The organism is Slackia sp. CM382 (genome assembly GCF_000293015.1).
Classification (GTDB): Bacteria; Actinomycetota; Coriobacteriia; order Coriobacteriales; family Eggerthellaceae; genus Slackia; species Slackia exigua.
In genome coordinates, this window is record NZ_ALNO01000011.1 from 78,474 (window position 1) to 99,153 (window position 20,680).

The 20,680-nt window shown below is 63.5% G+C and carries 15 protein-coding genes; 10 read left to right on the forward strand and 5 right to left on the reverse strand.

The genetic code is table 11. The features are described 5' to 3' along the window. The first annotated feature begins 83 nt into the window (after positions 1-83). Together HMPREF1155_RS04645 and HMPREF1155_RS08880 are read left to right on the forward strand one after the other, a co-directional pair. The gene (locus HMPREF1155_RS04645; RefSeq protein ID WP_050999270.1) at positions 84-1,610 is read left to right on the forward strand and encodes a LuxR family transcriptional regulator; all 1,527 of its coding nucleotides are present in this window, start codon (positions 84-86) and stop codon (positions 1,608-1,610) included. A gap of 317 nt (positions 1,611-1,927) precedes the next feature. Next, positions 1,928-2,239: an ATP-binding protein gene (locus tag HMPREF1155_RS08880; protein WP_081501523.1), complete on the forward strand. Its 312-nt coding sequence runs from the start codon at positions 1,928-1,930 to the stop codon at positions 2,237-2,239. Here HMPREF1155_RS08880 and HMPREF1155_RS04650 read toward each other — a convergent pair. Continuing rightward, the gene (locus HMPREF1155_RS04650; RefSeq protein ID WP_009077828.1) at positions 2,166-3,086 is read right to left on the reverse strand and encodes a LysR family transcriptional regulator; all 921 of its coding nucleotides are present in this window, start codon (positions 3,084-3,086) and stop codon (positions 2,166-2,168) included. The two genes, HMPREF1155_RS08880 and HMPREF1155_RS04650, sit on opposite strands and share 74 nt — an antisense overlap. Before the next feature lie 226 nt (positions 3,087-3,312). Between HMPREF1155_RS04650 and HMPREF1155_RS04655 the strand changes: the two genes are divergently transcribed. The 7 genes from HMPREF1155_RS04655 (at position 3,313) to HMPREF1155_RS04685 (ending at position 9,321) form a co-directional block, all read left to right on the forward strand. After that, complete coding sequence (locus tag HMPREF1155_RS04655) at positions 3,313-3,633, forward strand: metalloregulator ArsR/SmtB family transcription factor (RefSeq protein WP_009077841.1); 321 nt, start codon at positions 3,313-3,315, stop codon at positions 3,631-3,633. A 74-nt stretch (positions 3,634-3,707) separates the two neighbouring features. Further along, positions 3,708-3,926, forward strand: coding sequence for a heavy-metal-associated domain-containing protein (locus HMPREF1155_RS04660; protein WP_009077945.1), 219 nt, complete (start codon positions 3,708-3,710; stop codon positions 3,924-3,926). A gap of 165 nt (positions 3,927-4,091) precedes the next feature. After that, on the forward strand, positions 4,092-6,062 hold the full coding sequence (locus tag HMPREF1155_RS04665) for a heavy metal translocating P-type ATPase (protein ID WP_009077876.1): 1,971 nt from the start codon (positions 4,092-4,094) through the stop codon (positions 6,060-6,062). 11 nt (positions 6,063-6,073) lie between these two features. Continuing rightward, positions 6,074-6,919 carry a fumarate hydratase gene (locus HMPREF1155_RS04670; RefSeq protein WP_009078000.1) on the forward strand — a complete coding sequence of 282 codons (846 nt, stop codon included), beginning with the start codon at positions 6,074-6,076 and terminating at the stop codon, positions 6,917-6,919. Positions 6,920-6,947: 28 nt separating this feature from the next. Further along, positions 6,948-7,508 carry a Fe-S-containing hydro-lyase gene (locus HMPREF1155_RS04675; protein WP_009077984.1) on the forward strand — a complete coding sequence of 187 codons (561 nt, stop codon included), beginning with the start codon at positions 6,948-6,950 and terminating at the stop codon, positions 7,506-7,508. A 200-nt stretch (positions 7,509-7,708) separates the two neighbouring features. Continuing rightward, positions 7,709-8,251 carry a TIGR00730 family Rossman fold protein gene (locus tag HMPREF1155_RS04680; RefSeq protein ID WP_009077918.1) on the forward strand — a complete coding sequence of 181 codons (543 nt, stop codon included), beginning with the start codon at positions 7,709-7,711 and terminating at the stop codon, positions 8,249-8,251. Next, complete coding sequence (locus HMPREF1155_RS04685; protein ID WP_009078085.1) at positions 8,248-9,321, forward strand: MBL fold metallo-hydrolase; 1,074 nt, start codon at positions 8,248-8,250, stop codon at positions 9,319-9,321. The genes HMPREF1155_RS04680 and HMPREF1155_RS04685 overlap by 4 nt, the downstream gene beginning before the upstream one ends. A gap of 281 nt (positions 9,322-9,602) precedes the next feature. Here the strand turns inward: HMPREF1155_RS04685 and HMPREF1155_RS04690 are convergent, their stop codons facing one another. The 3 genes from HMPREF1155_RS04690 to HMPREF1155_RS04700 all read right to left on the reverse strand — a co-directional run bounded on the left by HMPREF1155_RS04690 (position 9,603) and on the right by HMPREF1155_RS04700 (position 16,766). Continuing rightward, a complete protein-coding gene (locus HMPREF1155_RS04690; RefSeq protein ID WP_009077847.1) occupies positions 9,603-11,042 on the reverse strand; it encodes an ammonia-forming cytochrome c nitrite reductase subunit c552 in 1,440 nt (479 codons plus the stop codon). Between the two features lie 341 nt (positions 11,043-11,383). Beyond that, entirely contained in the window at positions 11,384-15,109 is a 3,726-nt protein-coding gene (locus tag HMPREF1155_RS04695; protein WP_009077825.1) for a phosphoribosylformylglycinamidine synthase, read from the reverse strand. Between the two features lie 13 nt (positions 15,110-15,122). After that, positions 15,123-16,766: a class I adenylate-forming enzyme family protein gene (locus HMPREF1155_RS04700; protein WP_009077845.1), complete on the reverse strand. Its 1,644-nt coding sequence runs from the start codon at positions 16,764-16,766 to the stop codon at positions 15,123-15,125. Positions 16,767-17,011: 245 nt separating this feature from the next. Between HMPREF1155_RS04700 and HMPREF1155_RS04705 the strand changes: the two genes are divergently transcribed. After that, the gene (locus HMPREF1155_RS04705) at positions 17,012-19,588 is read left to right on the forward strand and encodes a lipopolysaccharide assembly protein LapB (protein ID WP_039993381.1); all 2,577 of its coding nucleotides are present in this window, start codon (positions 17,012-17,014) and stop codon (positions 19,586-19,588) included. A gap of 7 nt (positions 19,589-19,595) precedes the next feature. On the opposite strand, the gene HMPREF1155_RS04710 is transcribed toward HMPREF1155_RS04705, so the two are convergent. Next, complete coding sequence (locus tag HMPREF1155_RS04710) at positions 19,596-20,672, reverse strand: metallophosphoesterase (protein ID WP_009077955.1); 1,077 nt, start codon at positions 20,670-20,672, stop codon at positions 19,596-19,598. Positions 20,673-20,680: the final 8 nt, after the last annotated feature.

The window sequence follows — 20,680 nt, forward strand, 5'->3', positions numbered from 1 at the left end:
CATATGCCGACAAGGCATTCTTCAACAGGGTAGCTTGCAGGGTATACGGCAAACTGCCGAAAAGGGGACTTGGGGGAGTCACCATGAACGCAACCGCACCGAAGGCCGCTCCTGGCGAACGTCCGGATCATTTACGCGTGAGCCGCGAGCAGATAGCCGCGCTCGTGCCCACCATCCTGGGATTCATGATTTCGCGCTCAGGCGTGATCGTGTCGTCGTACAACAGCTATGCAAGCACCGATAACGGCCTGTTCACCGATGGAAGCACCCTCATCGTCATGATGCCGCTTCTGATCGCGCTTCTGTGCTTGGGAATCACGAACGCGATCGTTTCGAAGACGGTGACGATCACCATCACGCTCGTCTGCATCGCCTGCGAGAGCCTTGCCCTGTTCGGCATCGCGTTTCTGGAATGCATTCCCGGCTCGCAGGGGATCGAGTATCTCGTGCTGAGCTCCGTGTCGACGCTCAGCGCGTGGCTGTGCATGTTCTATTGGCTGCGTCGCTGCCGCAATACCACCTGCGCCGTGGCCATCATCGTGGTGTTCTCCGCCTTCGCCATCAGCGAGGCGTTGCTGTACGTGGCGTGTTTTCTTCCACGCGAACTGCAGTGCGGCATGTTCGGCGCGCTATGCCTCGTGCAGTACGCGCTCGTGCGCATGGCGCGCAAACGTCCGCTGCCCGAGACGTCGTCCATCGTGTCGAAGGCGCGCGGCTACTTCCATTTCGCCGAAAAGAAGGCCGACAGCGTGAGCTTCCTTGCCGTCATCGCGCTGGGCACCTTCATGATCTCCATCGTCATCGGCATCCTGAAAGGCTTTCCTTCCGGCGAGCCCATTCGCTTCGGCGCTTTCACGCGTCTGGCATACACCCTGATCACGATTTCCTTGCTCGCAAGTTTCATCGTGGGCATGATGCGCGGCAAGAATATGATGACCGTGTACATGTGGATCGCGATGCAGGTGTTGGGCGCATTGGCGCTCATCGCGTTCGCGGTGTTTCCCGAATCGCTCGACATCGGCGCCATCTTCGTGAATGCCATGAACATCCTCATGTCGTGCTTCATGTCGTATCTCATCATCGCGTTTTCAAGCCATGGGCATCGCGACTTCTATTACTATGCGTTCGGCGCCTGGGCCGTGTTCTTGCTGCCGCGCTCGCTCATGCGTGTTGCGAGCATCTTCACATTCGGCGATCTTCCTTCGACCGTCCTGCCTACCGCCATCGCGGGCAGCCTGCTGCTGCTTTCGGCGCAGTTCGTGTTCGTGCAGTTCCTTGGGATCGAGCGCGATGAAACCAAGGAGAGCAGGGCGGCGGCCAAAAACGTGCAGCGATTGCTGGGCATCAGGGAAGAGGCCGCGCCCGGCACCGAAATGAGAAAGGCCATCGTGCGCGAGAGCGCCAAGGCCATGCAGGAGCAATTCATGCTCTCCAACCGCGAAACCGAAGTGCTGGCGCTCTACGCCATGGGGCTCACGCAGGCGAAGATCGCCGAGGAGCTGCGCATCGCGCCCGGAACGGCGCATACGCATGTGAAGCGCATCTATTCGAAGACCGATCTGCATTCCCGCCAGGCGATCCTCGACTACATCGAGCAATACGCGGATTGATCGGTTTTGCTGCGTCATCCTTTTATTAAATCGCGCTACCCCCCCCAAGCATTCTTCGGGTCGTAGGCGCGCACATAGGCGTCCAGATGCTCGAGGTAGCGCTTCGCCATCTGCACGCAGGTGCATTTCATGGCATGGAACATGCCTTGTAAAGAATGAATCGAATCATATTCATGCGTGGAAGGGATTTCAGGGACTTTCGTTGTTCCGTTGCAACGTAAATGCAACGCAAACGTTTTCGTTGCATTTACGTTGCATGCGTTATACGAGAGGCGCGATAAACGGATGCCGTTAGATTCGGATATTCGATAAACGTAATGTTCGATCGCGTCGAGGTTTCCTCTCCGGGAGGTTTGCCGACCGGCTTGTCGGAGGAAGAATACCTTGCGGGTCGTGTATCGGTGCTCAGAAACCCGTTGCTTGCCGAAGCGTTCTTTCGCCTTGGATATATCGAGAAGTTCGGTACCGGTGTTCTTCGCATAAAGGAATCCTATCGAGGTACGCAAGAGACTCCGGTTTTCGAGGTCATGGGAAACTCGATTCCAGAAATCCCGCCTAGGCATCCTTCGGGTCGTAGGTGCGCACATAGGCGTCCAGATGCTCGAGGTAGCGCTTCGCCATCGGGCTGAGGGGGCGTCCCTCGGGCGAGATGTAGCCGATGCGCATGATCTCGTCGGATTCGAGCGGCACGGCCACGATGTCGGTGCCGTTCAGGTCGCTCGAGAGGATGCCGCTCGAAATCGTGTAGCCGTCCAGCCCGATAAGCAGGTTGAACAGCGTTGCGCGATCCGAAACGACGATGGCCTTCGGGCTGTCTTCGGTGATGTGCATCTCTTCGGCGAAGTAGAACGAATTCTCGACGCCCTGCTCGTAGCTCAAGCGCGGATAGGCGCGCAGCTCGTCGAGCGTGATGGAAGCGCGCTTCGAAAGCGGATTGCGCCTGCTGACGAAGACGTGCGGATGCGCTGTGAAGAGTTCGGTGAAGGCGAGGTCGGCATTGCCGAGGATGCGCGTGATCACATCGGCGTTGAACGAGCTCAGATAGATGACGCCCAGCTCGCTGCGGGCGAGCCGCACATCTTCGACGATATCGTGCGTGCGCCCCTCGCGCAGCGAGAACTCGTAGCGTTCCTCGCCGTATTCCCTGACCAGGTTGACGAAGGCGTTCACGACGAAGGCGTAGTGCTGCGACGATATGGCGAACACGCGCCGCTGGGACGTTCCGCCCTTGTACAGGCTTTCGAGCACGTCGGCCTGCTCGACCACCTGGCGGGCATAGGACAGGAACCGCATGCCGTCCTCGGTGAGCGTGACGCCGCGGCTCGTGCGGGTGAAGATGACGATGCCCATTTCGGCTTCCAGATCCTCGACCGTCTTCGAGAGGGTGGGCTGGCTTATATAGAGGGCTTGCGCCGCACGATTGATCGATCCGCTGCGGACGATCTGGATGAGGTATCTAAGCTGGTTGAGCTTCATTCCGTTCCTTCATGGTCGTTCGGTTCGGGCGCGTGCGGCGTGCTGCACGCCGCACGCGCCTTCGCGCATTCAGGGTAGCGTATCGGCTCGGGCCGCGCTCGGCTGGCCATCATGGCGAATATTCGATGCGTCGAGAATTTTCCATTGACAGGGATCGCCGTGCTCGTATACTGAGATTATCATATGAACAAATGCTCATATGTAGTTACGAGAATGCGGAGGGGACATGAGCGAAGGGCTTGAAGGCGTCGAAGCGGGCGAGACGCTTGACGAAGAGATGCTCTACGACCTTGCGGACCTGTTCAAGGTATTCGCCGACACCACGCGCATCAAGATTCTGTATGCGCTGATGGAAGCCGATCTTTGCGTCGCTGACCTGGCATCGGTCGTGGGCGTTTCGCAAAGCGCCGCGTCGCATCAGCTGCGGCTGCTCAAGCAGGCGCATCTGGTGAAGTTCCAGCGCGACGGCAAGCAGATCATCTACTCGCTGTCGGACGACCATGTCTACACGATGCTTTCGCAAGGCTTGACGCATATCTGCGAATAGCCGTTCTCGCTCGGAGCGTACGAAGTTCGAGGCGGACGTCCGCAGGGGCGTTCGTACGGGGAAGGAAGATCCATATGCGTAAGATCATGAAGCTCGAAGGCGAAATCTGCGCGAACTGCGCCGCCAAGATCCAGGACAAGATCAATCAGCTCGAAGGCGTGAACGACGCGAAGGTCAACTTCATGTTCCAGAAGTTCACGCTGGACGCGGCCGACGATCGATTTGACGACGTCTTGGACAAATCCGTCAAGATCTTCGGCGATATCGAGCCCGACTGCACGGTTCTCGTCTAACGTAAAGTTTTGGCATTCGGTGGCTGTCGGCATGAAGATGCCTGGTCGCTTCAGGCTGACGGCATGCATGAAGGAGCCGGCGTCGTCGGCTCCCTGGGTTCGTCGCTGCCAAGGCGACCGCTTCGGGCGCTTGTCCGAGCATGATGCTCAAACGAGGTATGACGCATGACGCATAAGCAGAAGAAGATGCTCGCACGCGTGGGCGCGGCTCTCGCGATATTCATCGTGGTGGAGATCATCGCGCACACCAGCCTGGTCGAAGGCGAACATGGCCTTTGGATCCAATTCGGCCTCTTCCTCGTGCCGTACCTCATCGCCGGCTATGACGTGCTGGGACGGGCGGTTCACGGCATCACGCACGGCCAGCCGTTCGATGAGAACCTGCTCATGTCCATCGCCACGATCGGTGCGTTCGCCCTCGTCTTCTTCCCCGAGGCCGAGCCGCATATGGCCGAAGGCGCTGCGGTCATGCTGTTCTACCAGGTAGGCGAATTCTTCGAGGAATACGCGGTCGGTCGCACGCGCAGGTCCATCACCGAGATGATGGATATCGCCCCTGATTACGCGAACATCATGCGCGATGGCGACCTCGTGCAGGTCGATCCGTACGAGGTCGCCATCGGCGACGAGATCGTCGTGAAGCCGGGCGAGCGCATCCCCTTGGACGGCATCGTCGTCGACGGGGCGTCTCAGCTGGATACATCCGCGCTGACGGGGGAATCGGTGCCGCGCGTCGTCGAGGCGGGCGTCGCGGTCGTGAGCGGCTGCGTCAATATGACGGGGGTTCTCACCGTGCGCGCTACCAAACCGTTCGACCAATCCACGGTTTCGCGCATCCTCGAGCTCGTCGAGGAGGCGAGCGAGAAGAAAGGCCGCACCGAGGCCTTCATCACGCGCTTCGCACGCTACTACACGCCCATCGTCGTGGGGTTGGCGGCCATCATCGCGTTCGCCTCCCCGGTGCTCTTCGGGCAGTCGTGGACCGACAGCATCAAGGGCGCGCTCATCTTCCTCGTCGTCAGCTGCCCCTGCGCCCTGGTCATCAGCGTGCCGCTCTCGTTCTTCAGCGGCATCGGCGCCGCATCGCGCGCCGGCATCATGGTGAAGGGCTCGGTCTACCTGGAAGCGCTCGCGGCGGCGGAGACGGTCGTCTTCGACAAGACCGGCACGCTCACGAACGGCACGTTCAACGTGGTCGCCGTGCACACGGCCGAAGGCGTTGCACCCGATCTGGTGCTGTCCTATGCGGCGCATGCCGAAGCGTATTCCGACCATCCGATCGCGCTGTCCGTCAAGGCGAGCTATAGCGGCGTGATAGACCGCGACCAGATCGCGCGCGTCGAGGAACGCAGCGGCATGGGCATCGCGGCCGATATCGATTCTCACGCGGTGCTCGTCGGAAACGACAAGCTCATGGAGGCGGAAGGCATCGACTTCAAGAACTGCGAGCTCGTCGGGACCATCCTCTATGTCGCGCTCGACGGACGTCACATCGGGCATATCGTCATCGCCGACGTGCTGAAAGACGATGCCGAGGCCGCCGTGCGCGACCTGCATGCGGTGGGCGTGAAGCGCATCGTCATGCTGACGGGCGATCGCGAGGAAGTCGCCGCCGCGGTTGCGGATCGTCTCGGCATCGATGAATTCCATGCGCAGCTTATGCCGGGCGACAAGGTTTCGCGGGTCGAACGTCTGATGGCGCGCAACGATGCCGCGAACGCTTCGTGCCCTGCTTCCGGCAAGGCCTCTTCCAAACGTTTCGGCGCGCGCTTCGGGCATCGTGAGGGAACGCTCGCCTTCGTCGGCGACGGCATCAACGACGCGCCGGTGCTCATGCGTTCCGATGTCGGCATCGCGATGGGCGCCATGGGTTCCGACGCCGCCATCGAAGCGGCCGACGTCGTGCTCATGGACGACAAGCCGTCGAATATCGCGCGCACGGTCACGATCGCTCGCAAGACCATGGCCATCGTTTGGCAGAACATTATCTTCGCCATAGGCGTCAAGGTGGTTATCATGATCCTTGCGCTGCCGTTCATCGGCATCGCGACGATGTGGCTCGCGGTCTTCGGCGATGTGGGCGTGGCCTGCCTGGCCATTCTCAACTCGATGAGGGCCCTTCGTCTCGGCAGATAGAAGGGGGCGTCATGAAAGAGGTTTCGGTCGATACCATCGCTCGGGAAATCGCGCGCATGTCGATCGAAGCCGCATGCGACCTTCCGAAGGACGTCGAGGCCGCGCTGCGCGCCGCCGCCGAGCAGGAGGAATCCGCGTTCGGAAAATATGCGATGGACAAGGTCTGCCGCAATTTCGAAATCGCGCGCGAGCAGGGCGTGCCTATGTGCCAGGATACGGGTATGGCCATCGTGTTCGCCGAGGTCGGACAGGACGTCCATATCGTAGGCGGCTCGTTCGAGGATGCGGTGAACGCAGGGATCGCCCAAGGCTATGCGGATGGCTATTTGCGGAAATCAACCGTGATCGACCCGTTGTTCGATCGGCGCAACGCCGGCGACAACACGCCCGCCATCATCTACACGCGGCTCGTCCCCGGAGATTCCCTCACGCTGACGCTCATGCCGAAGGGCGCCGGTTCCGAAAATATGTCGCGCCTGAAGATGCTCAAGCCGGCGGAGGGGCTTGCGGGCGTCAAGGACTTCGTGCTGCAGGCCGTCGTCGAGGCGGGAGGAAACCCATGCCCCCCGACCATCGTCGGCATCGGCATCGGCGGAAATGCCGACAAGGCGCTGCTGCTTTCCAAGCAGGCGCTTCGCCGCGAGGTGGGCGCGCCGAACCCGAATCCGGCGTATGCGCGGCTTGAGCAGGAATTGCTCGATGCCATCAATCGGACCGGCATCGGCCCGCAGGGCTTCGGAGGCCGCACCACCGCCCTGGCCGTGCATATCGAAACCTACCCGACGCATATCGCGATGCTGCCGGTAGGCGTGACGCTGAACTGCCATGCGGCCCGTCATCGGCAGGTCGTGCTGTAGGAGGGACGCGATCGATGGAGGCTCGGCGATGACCGATGTGCGACATATCGAAACCCCGCTGACCGACGGCGTCGTGCGCAGCCTGCATTGCGGCGACATGGTCAGCATCTCGGGCGTCATCTATACCGGCCGCGACGCCGCGCATAAGATCATGTGCGAGCGCATTGCGCGCGGCGAAAGCCTGCCTGTCGACTTCCATGGCCAGGTGATCTATTACGCAGGGCCTACGCCGACCAAGCCGGGCCATGTGATCGGGTCATGCGGCCCGACGACATCGGGACGCATGGACGCCTTCACGCCGACGATGATCGAGCGGGCCGGCCTCAAGGGCATGGTGGGGAAGGGTCCTCGCTCGCGCGAGGTCGTCGATTGCATGGTGAAGAACAACGTCGTCTATTTCGCCTCGATCGGAGGCGCTGCGGCTGTCATAGCATCTTCGGTGCGGGAATGCGAGGTCGTGGCCTACGACGAGCTCGGTCCGGAGGCGGTTCGCCGGCTGGTCGTGGAGGACTATCCTTGCATCGTCGCGATCGATTCGGCCGGGAACGACATCTACGAGCAGGGTCCGGCCCGATTCCGCATCGACTGACGGCAGACGCGGCGCATGCGGCGCACATAGCGGACGCGTTCGACTGAATCCGGCAAAAACCCCGAAGCGTTCGGCTCGGCCTGCAATCCACCATCGTTCTTCCTGGGAAAGCCGCCGGTGTATTCGCGATGGCGTCGGGGGCGTGCGTGGTTCTCATTGGCTACAATGCGGGTCGTGCGCGACGAGTGAAACGAGGCATTGTGAACATCTGCGTCTTCTGCGGTTCCGGCTCATCCATCGGCGAGCCGTATAGTTCGGCCGCATGCTCATTCGGGCAGGCCATGGCCGCTCGGGGTCATGCGCTCGTGTTCGGCGGATACGATACCGGGCTCATGGGCGTCGTCGCCCGCGCGGTTCATGATGCGGGCGGCCGCGTCGTCGGCGTCGTGCCGTCGGGGCTCGACGCATTTCGGGGGCGCCCCGCGTTTCCTTGCGACGACCTGATCGATGCGGCCGACCTTTCCGAACGCAAGGCGTTCATGTCGCAGCGCGCGGACGCGTTCGCGGCATTGCCCGGATCCTATGGCACGCTCGACGAGCTGTACAGCGAGCTTGCCAACCAGAAGATCGCGACGGAGAAGAAGCCTGTCGGCGTGCTGAATGTCGGTGGATTCTACGATACGCTCGAGACGCTGCATGCGACGATCGTGCGCGAGGGATTCATGACCGAATCGGACGGTCGCCTCGCCATGTTCGCGCAGGATCCCGACACCTTGCTCGACCTTCTCGAAGGACGTCGATGAACCATTCGACGCAGGTCCATGCGAACCCCGATATCTTTCTGGTCCGCGTTCCGTTTTCCCGGGTGGTCACCGGGTTCACGAACTGCTTCGTCGTGCGGGACTCCGGCGAGTTCCTCATCGTCGACGTCGGCGGCATCCCTCGTGGGTCGAGGGATGCGGACGGGGCGCAGGAGGCGATGCGCTCGGCGCTCCGGGAACTAGGCGTCGACTGGACGCGCACCAAAGTGTTTCTCACGCATCTGCACCTCGACCATGCCGGCCTTCTCGAGGACGTGGTCCCGAAGGGCGTTCCCGTGCATGTGAGCGGCCTGAACATCGATATCGCGCGCATGCAGGCATCGAAGGATTATTCCCAAGGCCTTCGCAGGAGGTTCTTCGAGGGAGGGTTCTCCGAGACGTTTCGCAGCGGGATCGAACGGACCTTTCCCTACGCGGGCTATGAAATCGACGCGGCGCGGCCTGTGCGCCGCGTGCGGGGCGGCGATGCGCTGACGGTCGGGCGCTACACGTTCGATGCGGTGGAGACGCCCGGTCATACGACGGGGCATACATCGCTTTTCGAATTCGAAAGCCGGTGCATGATCGGCGGAGACACGGTGCTGTTCGTGCTGAATCCGGTCATCGGCATCGATTTCGCCGACGCCTTTGCGCTTGCGAGCTATATCGCGGGGCTGCGACGCGTGCAGGGACTGGGGCTCCATCGGCTTCTCTATGCGCACGGGCCGATCACGCCTCTCGAGGCGCTCGGTCTGCCGAAGGGGAGCGAAGGGCGTTTCCAGGATGCCGACCCGCAGGGCATCGACGAGCGCATCCGGTTTTTGATCGACCATCATATGCAGCGTGCGGAAAACGCCCTCGAGGTCGTGCGGAGCCACCCCGGATCAACGGCGCGCAGCATCATCTTCGATATGGTATGGAGCGTCGGATCGCTCGATTGGGCGCGCGTGCCGTTCAGCATTCAGGTCTGCGTGGCAGCCGAGGGGTTCGCCGTCCTCGACCATTTGGTCGGCGAAGGCCTTGTGCGCTTCGACTTCGATTCCGAAGGCATCCGCCGCTACGTTCCCGCATAAGCTTCTCCGAAGCGTTCCGGCGAAGAAAGCCCTGGCATCCGATGGGCATCGGGCGCCAGGGCCGGTAAGGAAGGAAGCTCTTTACGGATGAGTTCCTTCGGGATCCATTCTAGCGAGCGATCTTCGTTCGCTTCGTCTAACGCACGCCGACAGGCCGCGGTTCGCCTCGCATCGGATGCCCCTCCGCGTTCAGCGGGTGCATTGCGTCCATCGAGCGCATTGAAAGGGAAGGGGGCCGAAGCCCCCTTCCCGCATCGTCGAGAATCGGATCTCGGTTTACGTTACTTCGCCGCCTGCTCGGCGTTGTAGTACACGTAGACGCCTTCGAATGCCGGGAACGGATAGTTTGCCGCATCCTTGGGGTTGTCCGGGTTGTACTCGCTCACGAATTTATCGGCGCTCGAGGCAACGCCCAAAATCTGGTCGCCCTCGTCGAGGAGCTTGTCGGCGCTGTCGAGCACGCTGGTGAACAGCTCGGGATTATGCGCGCCTTCGCTGTTCTCGGCAGCCGCGGAGTTCCAGTAAAACGCCGCTTCGCGCTGAATCTGCTGCAGGCGGGCAACGTCGTCGTCGCTGAGGCTTCCTTCGTCGATGGCGGCCTCGAAGTTCTTGATGAAGTTGGCGCAGCGCATGCCGATCTGGTGCGTACGGCCGTCGATATCGTCCTGAATGCCCTTGATCTCGCTCTTCAGATCCTTATGGCAGGTGTTGCACTTGGCGAGCATCTCCTCGTTGTCGAGGGGGCTCTGCCAGTAGTGGCTCGTGTAGGCAGTGCCGTCGTCGGCGGTCTGGATAGGCATGTGGCAGTCGGCGCATTCGTAACCCATCTTGACCATCGGGCTCTGGCTTCCGCCGAAGTTGTACTCGTATTCGGAGTGACGCACGGCGATCATCTTCGCCCCGGTGGATTCGTACGTCCAGTCGACGTATCCGTTGTCGTCGTACCATTTGAGCGCCTGATCGGGCGTCATGGTCGCAAGGCCGCCGTCATACGGACTCGTCGGGGTTCCGGTCTTCGCGTCCATGGAGTAGTCGCAGTGGCACTGGCCGCACACGGCGCTGCGCTTGTTCTTGTCCGTGTAGTCCGGCCCCATCGCGCGGACCCAGTCGGCGCGCATGGCGTTGAACTGCGTCGGATCGTCGTTCACGTGGCAGTTCGCGCAGGAAATGCCTTCGGTGTAGGTGTCCAGCACGTCATACATCGGACGCGTCCAGGCCGAATCGCCCATCTTCTGCACCTCGGCGTGGATGAGCGGCGTCTTGCAGGCGAGGCACTGGGCCTTCGTCTTATCCACGCTCACGCGGCCGTTGTTGGCGACGGTGTACAGGGAATACGTATGGCCGCCGGGCTCGGTGTAGAAGTTGGCGTAGCCGTAGCCCTTGCCAAGCGTGACGATTTCGGGATAGTGCTCGTTATCGTCGTAGTTGTGCTTGCCTTCGGGCCATTTGTTCGCTTCGTTGCCGACGAACGTGTTGTACTGATTGGGATACTGGTCGGCCCAGGACTCGGATTCGATGATGCCGAACTCGTCGGCTTCGGGAACGGTCGTAGGCGCAGCGGCGACCGGCCGCTCCATCGTGGTGCCGCCGGTGGCGGCGGGTTCTGTCGCCTCGGGCGCATCGTCTTTGGGCGTGCATCCTACGATGCCGACGACGAGGCACAGAGCTGCGGCGACGGAGACGACGATGGCCGTCTTCTTCCCCCTTTGCGTGCGAAACATAATGAATCCTCTCCCCTTGATTCCTGCTTACCTGCATCGCATCGCGACGATTATAGCAATGTATGAAGGTTCTGTGAACACACGGGCTATACATAATTGCTAGGTTCTACGTTTCGCCTGATGAATGATTGCTAGGAAGTGTATGGGCCGTTGGAATCGACCGATCGCTCGGTATGGAAATCGCACCAGGCATCGCGAGGGGCGGAACAGGAAAAATGAAACGTCATGCTTCGAAAGGGCGCGGCCCCGACGCTCGATCTGCCGAGCATCAGGGCCGCATTCGATCGGTCGACGGGCTCTGGAGCGCATCGCGAGAAAGCGCGATGCGGCATCGCCCGGATCTAGTCGGTGAAGTAGCGCACGCCTCCCTCGATGACAGGCTGGAAGGTACGGTCGGGAATGTTCAGGTACGTGCCTGTGCCGAACCGCTCCGAATGGCCCATCTTGCCGAACACGCGTCCGTCGGGACTCGTGATCCCCTCGATCGCCATGAGCGAGCCGTTAGGGTTCGTGTCCAGATCCATGGAAGGCATACCGTCGAGGCCGACGTACTGCGTCGCGACCTGTCCCGCTGCGACAAGGCGTTCGATCACGTGCGCGGGCGCCGTGAAGCGCCCCTCGCCGTGGCTGACGGCCACCGTGTGCACGTCGCCCACCTGGCATCGGGAAAGCCAGGGGCTCAAGGTCGATGCGATGCGGGTGCGCGCGATGCGCGACTGGTGGCGGCCGATCTCGTTGAACGTGAGGGTCGGGCATGCGGCGTCCATGGCGCGGATGTCGCCGAAGGGCACGAGCCCGAGTTTCACGAGGGCCTGGAAGCCGTTGCAGATGCCGAGCATCAGGCCGTCGCGCCTCTGCAGCAGGTCTTGCACCGCTTCGGTCACTTCCGGCGCGCGGAAGAACGCGGTGATGAATTTCGCCGATCCGTCAGGCTCATCGCCGCCTGAGAATCCGCCGGGGATCATGACGATCTGGCTTTTGGAAATCTCCTCGACGAGCGCGCGCGTGCTTTCGGCGACGCGTTCGGGCGTAAGGTTGTTGATGATGAGCGTGTGCGCCTCGGCTCCGGCGCGCTCGAATGCGCGAGCGGTATCGAACTCGCAGTTGTTGCCGGGAAACACGGGGATGATGACGCGCGGCTTCGCGACCGTGCCGGCCGTCGTGCGTGCACGGGGCGCTGCAGGCCGGAAGCTCACGGCCTCGACCGCGTCTCCTGCGCCGCGGTAGGGAAAGACGCTCTCCAGCGGACGTTCCCAGGCTTCCTGCAGATCGGCGAGATCGACGACGCCTTCGTTCGTGGCGATCTCGTACGCTGCGGTCGTCGTGCCGACCTCGGCGACCATGAACCCTCCGTTCTCGGGCGCATCGGTGCCTTCGGCGAGCTCGACGTAGAAGGTGCCGTACGCGGGAACGAACAGGCTGCCCGCATCGAATCCCTCTGTGGCCTCGAGGCCGATCGCGTTGCCGAGCGTCATCTTGAAGAGGGCTTCCGCGCCGCATCCGTATCCCGCCGTGCCGACGGCGAGCGCGCCGCCGTTCGCGATCAGGGCTTCGACGGCGTCGAGGACGGCGATCAGGCTGTCCGTCTCGGGCGTCAGGCCGTCTGCACGGTATGCGGGCGCGATGCGCACGACGCGGTGCCCTGCGCCCTTGAATTCAGGCGACGTGACCGTGCCGATCTTCCCGCATGCGGTGGCGAAGCTCACGAGCGTCGGTGGGACGTCGAGCGCCTCGAAGCTGCCGGACATGGAGTCCTTGCCGCCGATGGAGCCGACGCCCAGATCGATCTGGGCCATAAGCGCGCCCAGAAGCGAAGCGACGGGCTTGCCCCAGCGCTCCGGCACGTCGCGCAGGCTGCCGAAGTATTCCTGGAAGGTCAGGTACGTGCGTGCGCGCGAGAAGCCGGCCGAGACGAGCTTGCTCACGCTTTCGACGACGGCCAGATACGCGCCCGCGAACTGGTTCGCTTCGGATAGATAGGGGTTGTAGCCCCAGGCCATGCCCGAGCAGGTGGTCGTCTCTCCGTCGACGGGCAGCTTCGCGACCATGGCGTTCGCGGGTGTGAGCTGACGGATGCCGCCGAAGGGCATGAGCACCGTGGCTGCGCCGATCGTGGAGTCGAATCGTTCGGAAAGCCCCTTGTTCGAGCAGACGTTCAAATCGCGCACGACCGATTCCATGCGTTCGGCGAAGGTGGCGCCCGGCCATGCGGGGGCATAGGAACCCTGCGCGCTCACGTGGACGCGTGCGTGCTTGGGAACGCCGTTGGAATTCAAAAATGCGCGGCTCACGTCGACGATGACATCTCCGCGCCAGGTCATGCGGACGCGTGGCGTTTCGGTGACGGTGGCGATGACCGTGGCCTCGAGATTCTCCTCGGCCGCATAGCCCAAGAACTCGTCCACGTCTTCCGGCGCGACGGCGCAGGCCATGCGCTCCTGGCTTTCGGAGATGGCAAGCTCGGTGCCGTCGAGGCCGTCGTACTTCTTCGGAATGCGGTCCAGATCGATGTCCAGCCCGTCCGCGAGCTCTCCCACGGCGACCGAAACGCCGCCCGCGCCGAAGTCGTTGCAGCGCTTGATCAGGCGGCAGGCGTCGCCGCGGCGGAAGAGGCGCTGGATCTTGCGCTCGACGGGCGCGTTGCCTTTCTGCACTTCGGCGCCGCAGGTCTCGATGCTTTCCTCGGTGTGCGCCTTGGAAGAGCCCGTCGCGCCGCCGATGCCGTCGCGGCCGGTGCGTCCTCCGAGCAGGATGATCGCATCTCCCGGAAGCGGGGTCTCGCGGCGCACGTGGTCGGCCGGGGTGGCTCCCACGACGGCGCCGATTTCCATGCGCTTGGCGGCATATCCCGGATGATAGAGCTCGTTGACCTGGCCCGTTGCGAGGCCGATCTGGTTTCCGTAGGACGAATAGCCTGCCGCCGCCGCAGTGACGATCGTGCGCTGGGGCAGCTTGCCCGGCAGCGTCTCGGACACGGGGGCCAGCGGATTCGCCGCTCCGGTCACGCGCATGGCCTGGTAGACGTACGAACGTCCCGACAAGGGGTCGCGGATGCAGCCGCCGATGCAGGTCGCCGCGCCGCCGAACGGCTCGACCTCGGTGGGATGGTTGTGCGTTTCGTTCTTGAAGAGGAACAGCCAGTCCTCGTCGACGCCGTCCACGTCCACGGTGACGCGCACAGTGCAGGCGTTGATCTCCTCGGACTCGTCGAGGCCCGTCAGCTGTCCAGTGCGTTTCAGGTGCCGGGCGCCGATCGTGCCGATGTCCATCAGGCACAGGGGTTTCTCCTCGCGGCCGAGTTCGGCGCGCAGGGCCAGGTACGTATCGAAGGCTTTCTGCACGGCGGCATCGTCGATCGCGACCTCGTCGAGCATCGTGGAGAACGTGGTGTGGCGGCAATGGTCGGACCAGTAGGTGTCTATCATGCGGATCTCGGCGATCGTGGGATCGCGGCGCTCCTCGTCGCGGAAGTACGCGCGGCAGAACGCGATGTCGGCCGCATCCATCGCAAGGCCTCGCCCGGCGATGAACGCGGAAAGCTCCTCGTCGGAATACGCGGTGAAACCCTCGACGACCTCCACGGGCGCGGGCTCGGGGTAGGCCGCCTTCAGCGTGGCGACCTCATCGAGCGAGGCCTCGCGCGCCTCGACGGGATTGATGGCGTAACGCTTGATGGCGGCGATGTCCTCATCCGTAAGCGCGCCCGAGAGCAGCAGCACCTTGGCGGCATGCACGTCGGGACGCGCGCCTTGGCTGATGAGCTGGATGCATTCGCTTGCGGAATCGGAGCGCTGATCGAACTGGCCCGGCAGCGGCTCGACCGCGAAGACCGTCTCGCCTTCCCGGGCGGGCAGATCGAAGGCGACGTCGTCGGAGGGGGGCTCGCTGAAGACCGTCGGCACGCAGCGTGCGAACAGGTCCTCGTCGATGCCCTCCACATCGTAGCGGTTGACGAGCCTCACGGATTCGAGGCGTGCGATGCCGAGGATGTCGCGCAGCTCGCGTGCGAGCCGGCGCGCCTCGACATCGAACCCGGGTTTCTTCTCCACGTAGACGCGAGAGACCATGGAATCTGCCTTCCTATTCGTTGTTCTCGAGCTCAACCAGACGATCGGAGCCGCCGTAGGTCTTGCGGAGCAGCGGCTTCTCTATCTTGCCGGTGGGGTTGCGCGGCACGTCGGCGAAGATGTAGCGGCGCGGACGCTTGTAGCGCGGCAGCGCGGCGCAGAACTCCGCCAGGTCGTCCTCGGAAAGCGCATGGCCGGGCCTGACCTCGACCACGGCGGCGGCGATTTCCCCGAGGCGCGGGTCGGGCAGGCCGATGACCGCGACGTCCTTGACGGCGTCGTTGGTGCGCAGGTAGTTCTCGATCTGCACCGGATAGATGTTCTCGCCGCCGGTGATGATGACGTCTTTGCGACGGTCGACGAGCCAGATGAACCCGTCGGCGTCCACCTCGGCCATGTCTCCGGTGTAGAGCCAGCCGTCGCGCAGCGCTTCCGCGGTCGCCTGCGGATCGTTGTAGTAGCAGACCATCACGCCGTCTCCTTTGAGGCAGAGCTCGCCCACGTCGCCCGATCCGGCTTCGACGACGCTGCCGTCGTCCGCGCGCACTTCCGCCTGCCAGCCGTATCCGGCCTTGCCGATCGCGCCCACGTGGTCGATGTTCTCGACGCCGAGGTGCACGCTGCCGGGTCCGATGCCTTCGGACAGGCCGTAGTTGGTGTCGTACTGATGACGGGGGAAGACCGACTTCCAGCGCCTGATGAGGCTCGGCGGAACGGGCTGCGCGCCGATATGCATGAGGCGCCACTGGTCGAGGCGGTAATCGTCGAGGTCGACCTCGCCGGCATCGATCGCGTCCAGGATGTCCTGCGCCCACGGCACCAGCAGCCAGACGATCGTGCACTGCTCCTCGGACACGGTCCGCAGGATCCAATCGGGGCGCACGCCGCGCAGAATGACGGCTTTCGCTCCTTTGACCAGCCCTCCCATCCAATGCATCTTGGCGCCGACGTGATAGAGCGGCGGGATGCAGAGGAAATTGTCGTCATGGGTCTGGCCATGGTGCTTCTGCTCGGTGACGGCGGCGCGCATGAGGCTCGCATGCCGATGGAGGATGGCCTTCGGGAAGCCCGTCGTGCCGCTCGAGAAATAGATCGCGCCCAGATCGGCGTCCTCTATGCGCACGCGCGGCTCCTCGGGCGTGAAGTGGCCGATGCGCGCATCGTAGCTCTCGGCGAAGCCAGGGCAGCGCTCGCCGACGTAATAGAGACGCTTGACCTGCGGGATATCGTCGACGATGTCTTCGATGCGCCCGATGAATTCCTCGCCGAACACAAGCGTGTCCACCTCGGCGAGCTCCAGGCAGTACTTGATCTCGTCCGCGGCATAGCGGTAGTTGAGCGGAACCGCGATGGCGCCGCTCTTGAGCGTCCCCATGTAGACGGGAAGCCACTCCAGGCTGTTCATGAGCAGGATGGCCACCTTGCTGTCGCGCGTGACGCCGGCATCGAGGAGCAGATGCGAGAAGCGGTTCGCATGCTCGTTGAAGACGCGCCAGGTCATTTCACGACGATATCGCTTGGCCGGGCTGGTTTCGACCAGGTCGTATTCCAGCCACGACGTTCCGCGTCCCTCGCGAATCCGGGGATTCACCTCGACGAGCGCGACGTCGTCCGGATAGAAGGCGGCGTTCTTCGTGAGGAAATCGGTGATGGGCATAGGTCTTCTCGATTCTAGACGTCGGCGCTGCCTGCCGTGTCGGCGCGCGCGGGCTCGGCGTGAGCCGCCTTCCCTGCGGCCGGCTTCGCCGTCCCCTGAGCCGCGCGGCGACTCCGTGCAGGTGGTGAACCAGTATAGCCGTGCAGCGGGGCGAGGACGGCCGCGGCCCGCCGGTTTCCATCGTCGGTTGATTTCTGCCACAATGGGAATCCGTGCATTCCAAGACGCATAGAAAAGGTGCCTTCATGCCCAAACGCGCGATCAAGCTATCCGTGCTGGGAAAATACCAGAGCATCCTGCCGGTTCCCGGTCAGGATCCGGCGAAGTCCTATGCCGTCGTCTGGAATGGATGCCGCCAGCCCGAAGGGGGATGGGGCTATCTGATGGAGATGACGGGCAAGCGCGAAGGCATGCTTCTGGCCTGGCTCGACGCGGGCAACTGCGCCTACGCGTGCGACGAGCCCCTGGCTGCGCGGCCTGCGCGCACGCCCGATCTGGTGCTGTCCGGACCCGTCGGCCGCGGCGACGGCAGCGTGCTCATCCGCTCGACGGCCGGGTCCGACATGCTGCCGGTCGGCGGCTACGAAGTGAGCGCCGGCGCCACGGGCACGCTGCTGCGCTTCCGGGATTCCTATATGGAAATCGGTCCCTACGACCAAGGGTTCTATGACGTACGCACGTTTCTGGGCGTGTCGTTCCTCGCATATGTGCATCTTCCGCGCGAACGCGCGTCCCAGGCGAGCGATGCGGCCACGATCGCCGGCATCCTCGAGGATGCCCTGCCGCCGGCGCTGCCCCTGCCCGACGTGCTTGACGCCTTCGCGCTGCGTCCCTACGATTCCGCTTCGGTCAGCGGTTTCGAACGCTACGCCTCCGAGGCGCTTCTCGCCGCCGGCGCTCGGCGCATCAGGTCCATCGCCGCTCGGCACGATCTTCGTCTCGGGCTCATCTGGCTCACCGGGCTTTCCTGGATCCATGTCTATGACGAGCTGGATGATCAGGAGATGGCGACCGTCCTGGCGGTCGAAGGGGCGCTGAACCGCCTGCGCCTCATCGGGCTCGCGGCGCGCGCGATCGACGGGGCGGGCATGGCATCGCTTTTCGACGAGGGCGCGTGCTGCATCGAAGACTGGCGCTGCATCCGCAGCATCTGCCAGAGCATCCTCGAGGTCGCCCGCAAGGGCGATGAGGGCTACGGGCTTTCCGAGCTGTACGGGCATTCCTGCGCGAAGGGCGGGGAATGGGACGTGCGCATGCGGTTCGCGAGCGCCGTCGAGAGGCTGGCGCTGCCGTTTCGCATGGGATATTCATTCGACTGCGATGCCGCCTCCGGCATCTTCGCCATACGGTGCTCGCTTCCCGATGCCGAGGCGTTTCCCGACCGCTGGTTCGTGCGGTCATCTCATGGTGCATCCGGCGCACGGGGTGATGGCGCGCGCGGAACCTGGACCGACGTGTCCGAGAACCGAAACTGGGCTCGATCGGCCTATGCGGTCCGTCTCTCGGCGCTGCTCGCCGCCTGCGCCTTCACATCGAGCGTCGGCATCATGAAAGCGGTGGTGAACGCGAGCGGGCCCGCGGCGCGTGAAACCGACGAGGTCGAGCTCTCGATGTCGTTCGACCGCCTGTCGTTCATGCCGGTCTGCACGACGGGGCCTCGCCTCGACGAGATCGCATCCGAAGAGCTGACCTGGGACGCTCCGAGTCTCATCAACCTCGTGCGCCCGGTCGAATGCCATGTCTCCTTCGATGCGTCCGGAGCGCTGCGCCTCGTCGATCCCGTCGACGTCGATCTCGGCGCCCGTCGCGTCGACATAGCCGTCGACGATCGCCCCATTCCCGAAGAGGCAAAAAACCTCCTGCATGCCGACAAGGTCTGCGACTTGGATATATTCCTCGAAACCGATGAGGAGCGGCTGGCGAAGGCGCGCGTCTGGGAAGCCGTGCAGGATGCGGAGGATTCCCCGCTCGTGGCGAGCGCGCTTCTCGAAGAGATCCTCGACCAGGCACCGGTCAATCTCGAAGACGGACGCACGCCTCTGTACTGCCAGGATCTTGCCGGGCGCGAGATCGTCGGGCTGATGACGTCGAACGACGGCGAACGCTTCGTCAACGTGCCCGATTCCGTGTACGATGCCACGCTGCACCTCTCGCGGATCTATCGGTCGATGGGCGATGCCGAGGGGTCGATCGGGCGAGCGGAAGCGCTGGTCAGCATGTCGCCCTCTACGGTCCGGTCGTATCTCGAGCTCGTCAACGCCGTCGTCGAGGCGGGGGATTTCCAGAGGTCCGAGGAGATTCTGCGCAAGGCGATCGCCGTGTGCGTGAGCGCCGAGGAGCGTCAGGTCGTGAAGTACCGTCTCGCATTCGCGCTCTGGCAGAACGGCAAGCTCGACCACGCGTTGGCGCTGTATCAGACCGTAGGATCCCAAGGGCCGGTCGCGGGCGCTGCGCGCGAAGAGATGCGCGAGCTCATGGGTGAGATGGGCCGCGAAGAGGTTTTCCCCGAACGCGAGCGCGACGCCCTCCTGCGGCGTGCGGGCTTGCGCGACATTCCGCCGCAGGAGGCGGTATCCCGCATCGTGGGCGCAGCCATCGCGCTGCTCGATGCGAACCTGATCCTGCCGGCGCATGCGCTGGTCTCGGTATTGGCGGAATTCTCAGGCAGCGACGTGATCTTCTCCGTGGCGCGATCGCTCGTGTCGACGTTCGAACGCGCGCATGGGCAGGGGGATTCCGATACCGCAGCGGCCGATGCGCCCGCAGCGGACGCGGTCGGCGAAGGGCTCGGCGACCGGGACGATTCCGTCGCCGGAGGGTAGCGGGCCGCTAGTTCGCATGCCTCCCGATGCCGAAGTGGCAGTCGGGGCAGACGAGGGGCTGGTCTTCCTCGGGCGTGCCTTCGATATCGGCGATGCGGAGCCTGCGTTTCATGAACCAGCGGCGGCAGGACTCGCACTGCCCGTAGGGGAAGTCTTCAGGATGGGCCCTTTCCCAGAAACGACGTCCGATGAACGTGCCGACGCGCGTTTCCCGGCAGACCTCGGCGCCCCGGGCGTCCTTGTGCAGCCCGTCGGCCTCGGCCAGCGCCTCGCGCACGACATCGACGTCCATATCCAGGTCGCGTGCCAGCTGGGCGGGCGTGCGGCGGTCCGGTTCGGTCGCGGCCCCGTAGCGTGCCGGATCGAACGAGATGCCGCCGTGCGGCCAGAGGACATCCCAGTCCTCGAACATGATGCGAAACGATCCGACCTGCTTCGATGTATGGAAATGCCCGCAGTACCACTGTCGATAGGAAAGGCGGCGCTCGATATCGTCGAGCCATTTTTCGGTCGACGTGTCCACCATCGACTGATCTACGCCGGCGACGAAGACCTCGCGCGGCTCCAGATGGAACGGGCAGGTATGGGTGATCATCACGTCCACATCCCATCCGATCTCTTCAAGCCGCTCCTCGACCAGGCGCTTCGTGGCTTCGTCGGGCTGTTCGTCGGAAAACCAGCGCAGACCCGCCTTCAGACGCGTGCGCTTGTCGATGCTGTAGGCGCCGCCGACGACGAAGGCGCGCACGCCGTCGAAATCGAACAGTTCGCCGTCTTTCGCGAAGAGGAGGTTCGGCCAGGCGTCTTCGACGAACACCGTGCCGCCGCGCCATGAAGCCTCGCGATAGCAGGAAAGGCTTTGCGGGCGCATCTCATGGTTGCCGTGGATGCAGAAGAACGTCGGGGCGAGTCCGCCGAGCAGCGCGCGCGACGCACGGTCGCGGGCCGAGCCTTCGCCGAAATAGTTGACGCCGGCATCGCCGAGGATGATCACGACATCGTCGGACGTGAGCCCGTAGGCTTCGCAGAAGCGCGCGACGCGCTCGAAATGCCCGTGGGTGTCCCCGGTCAGATAGACGGTCATGCGGCGGT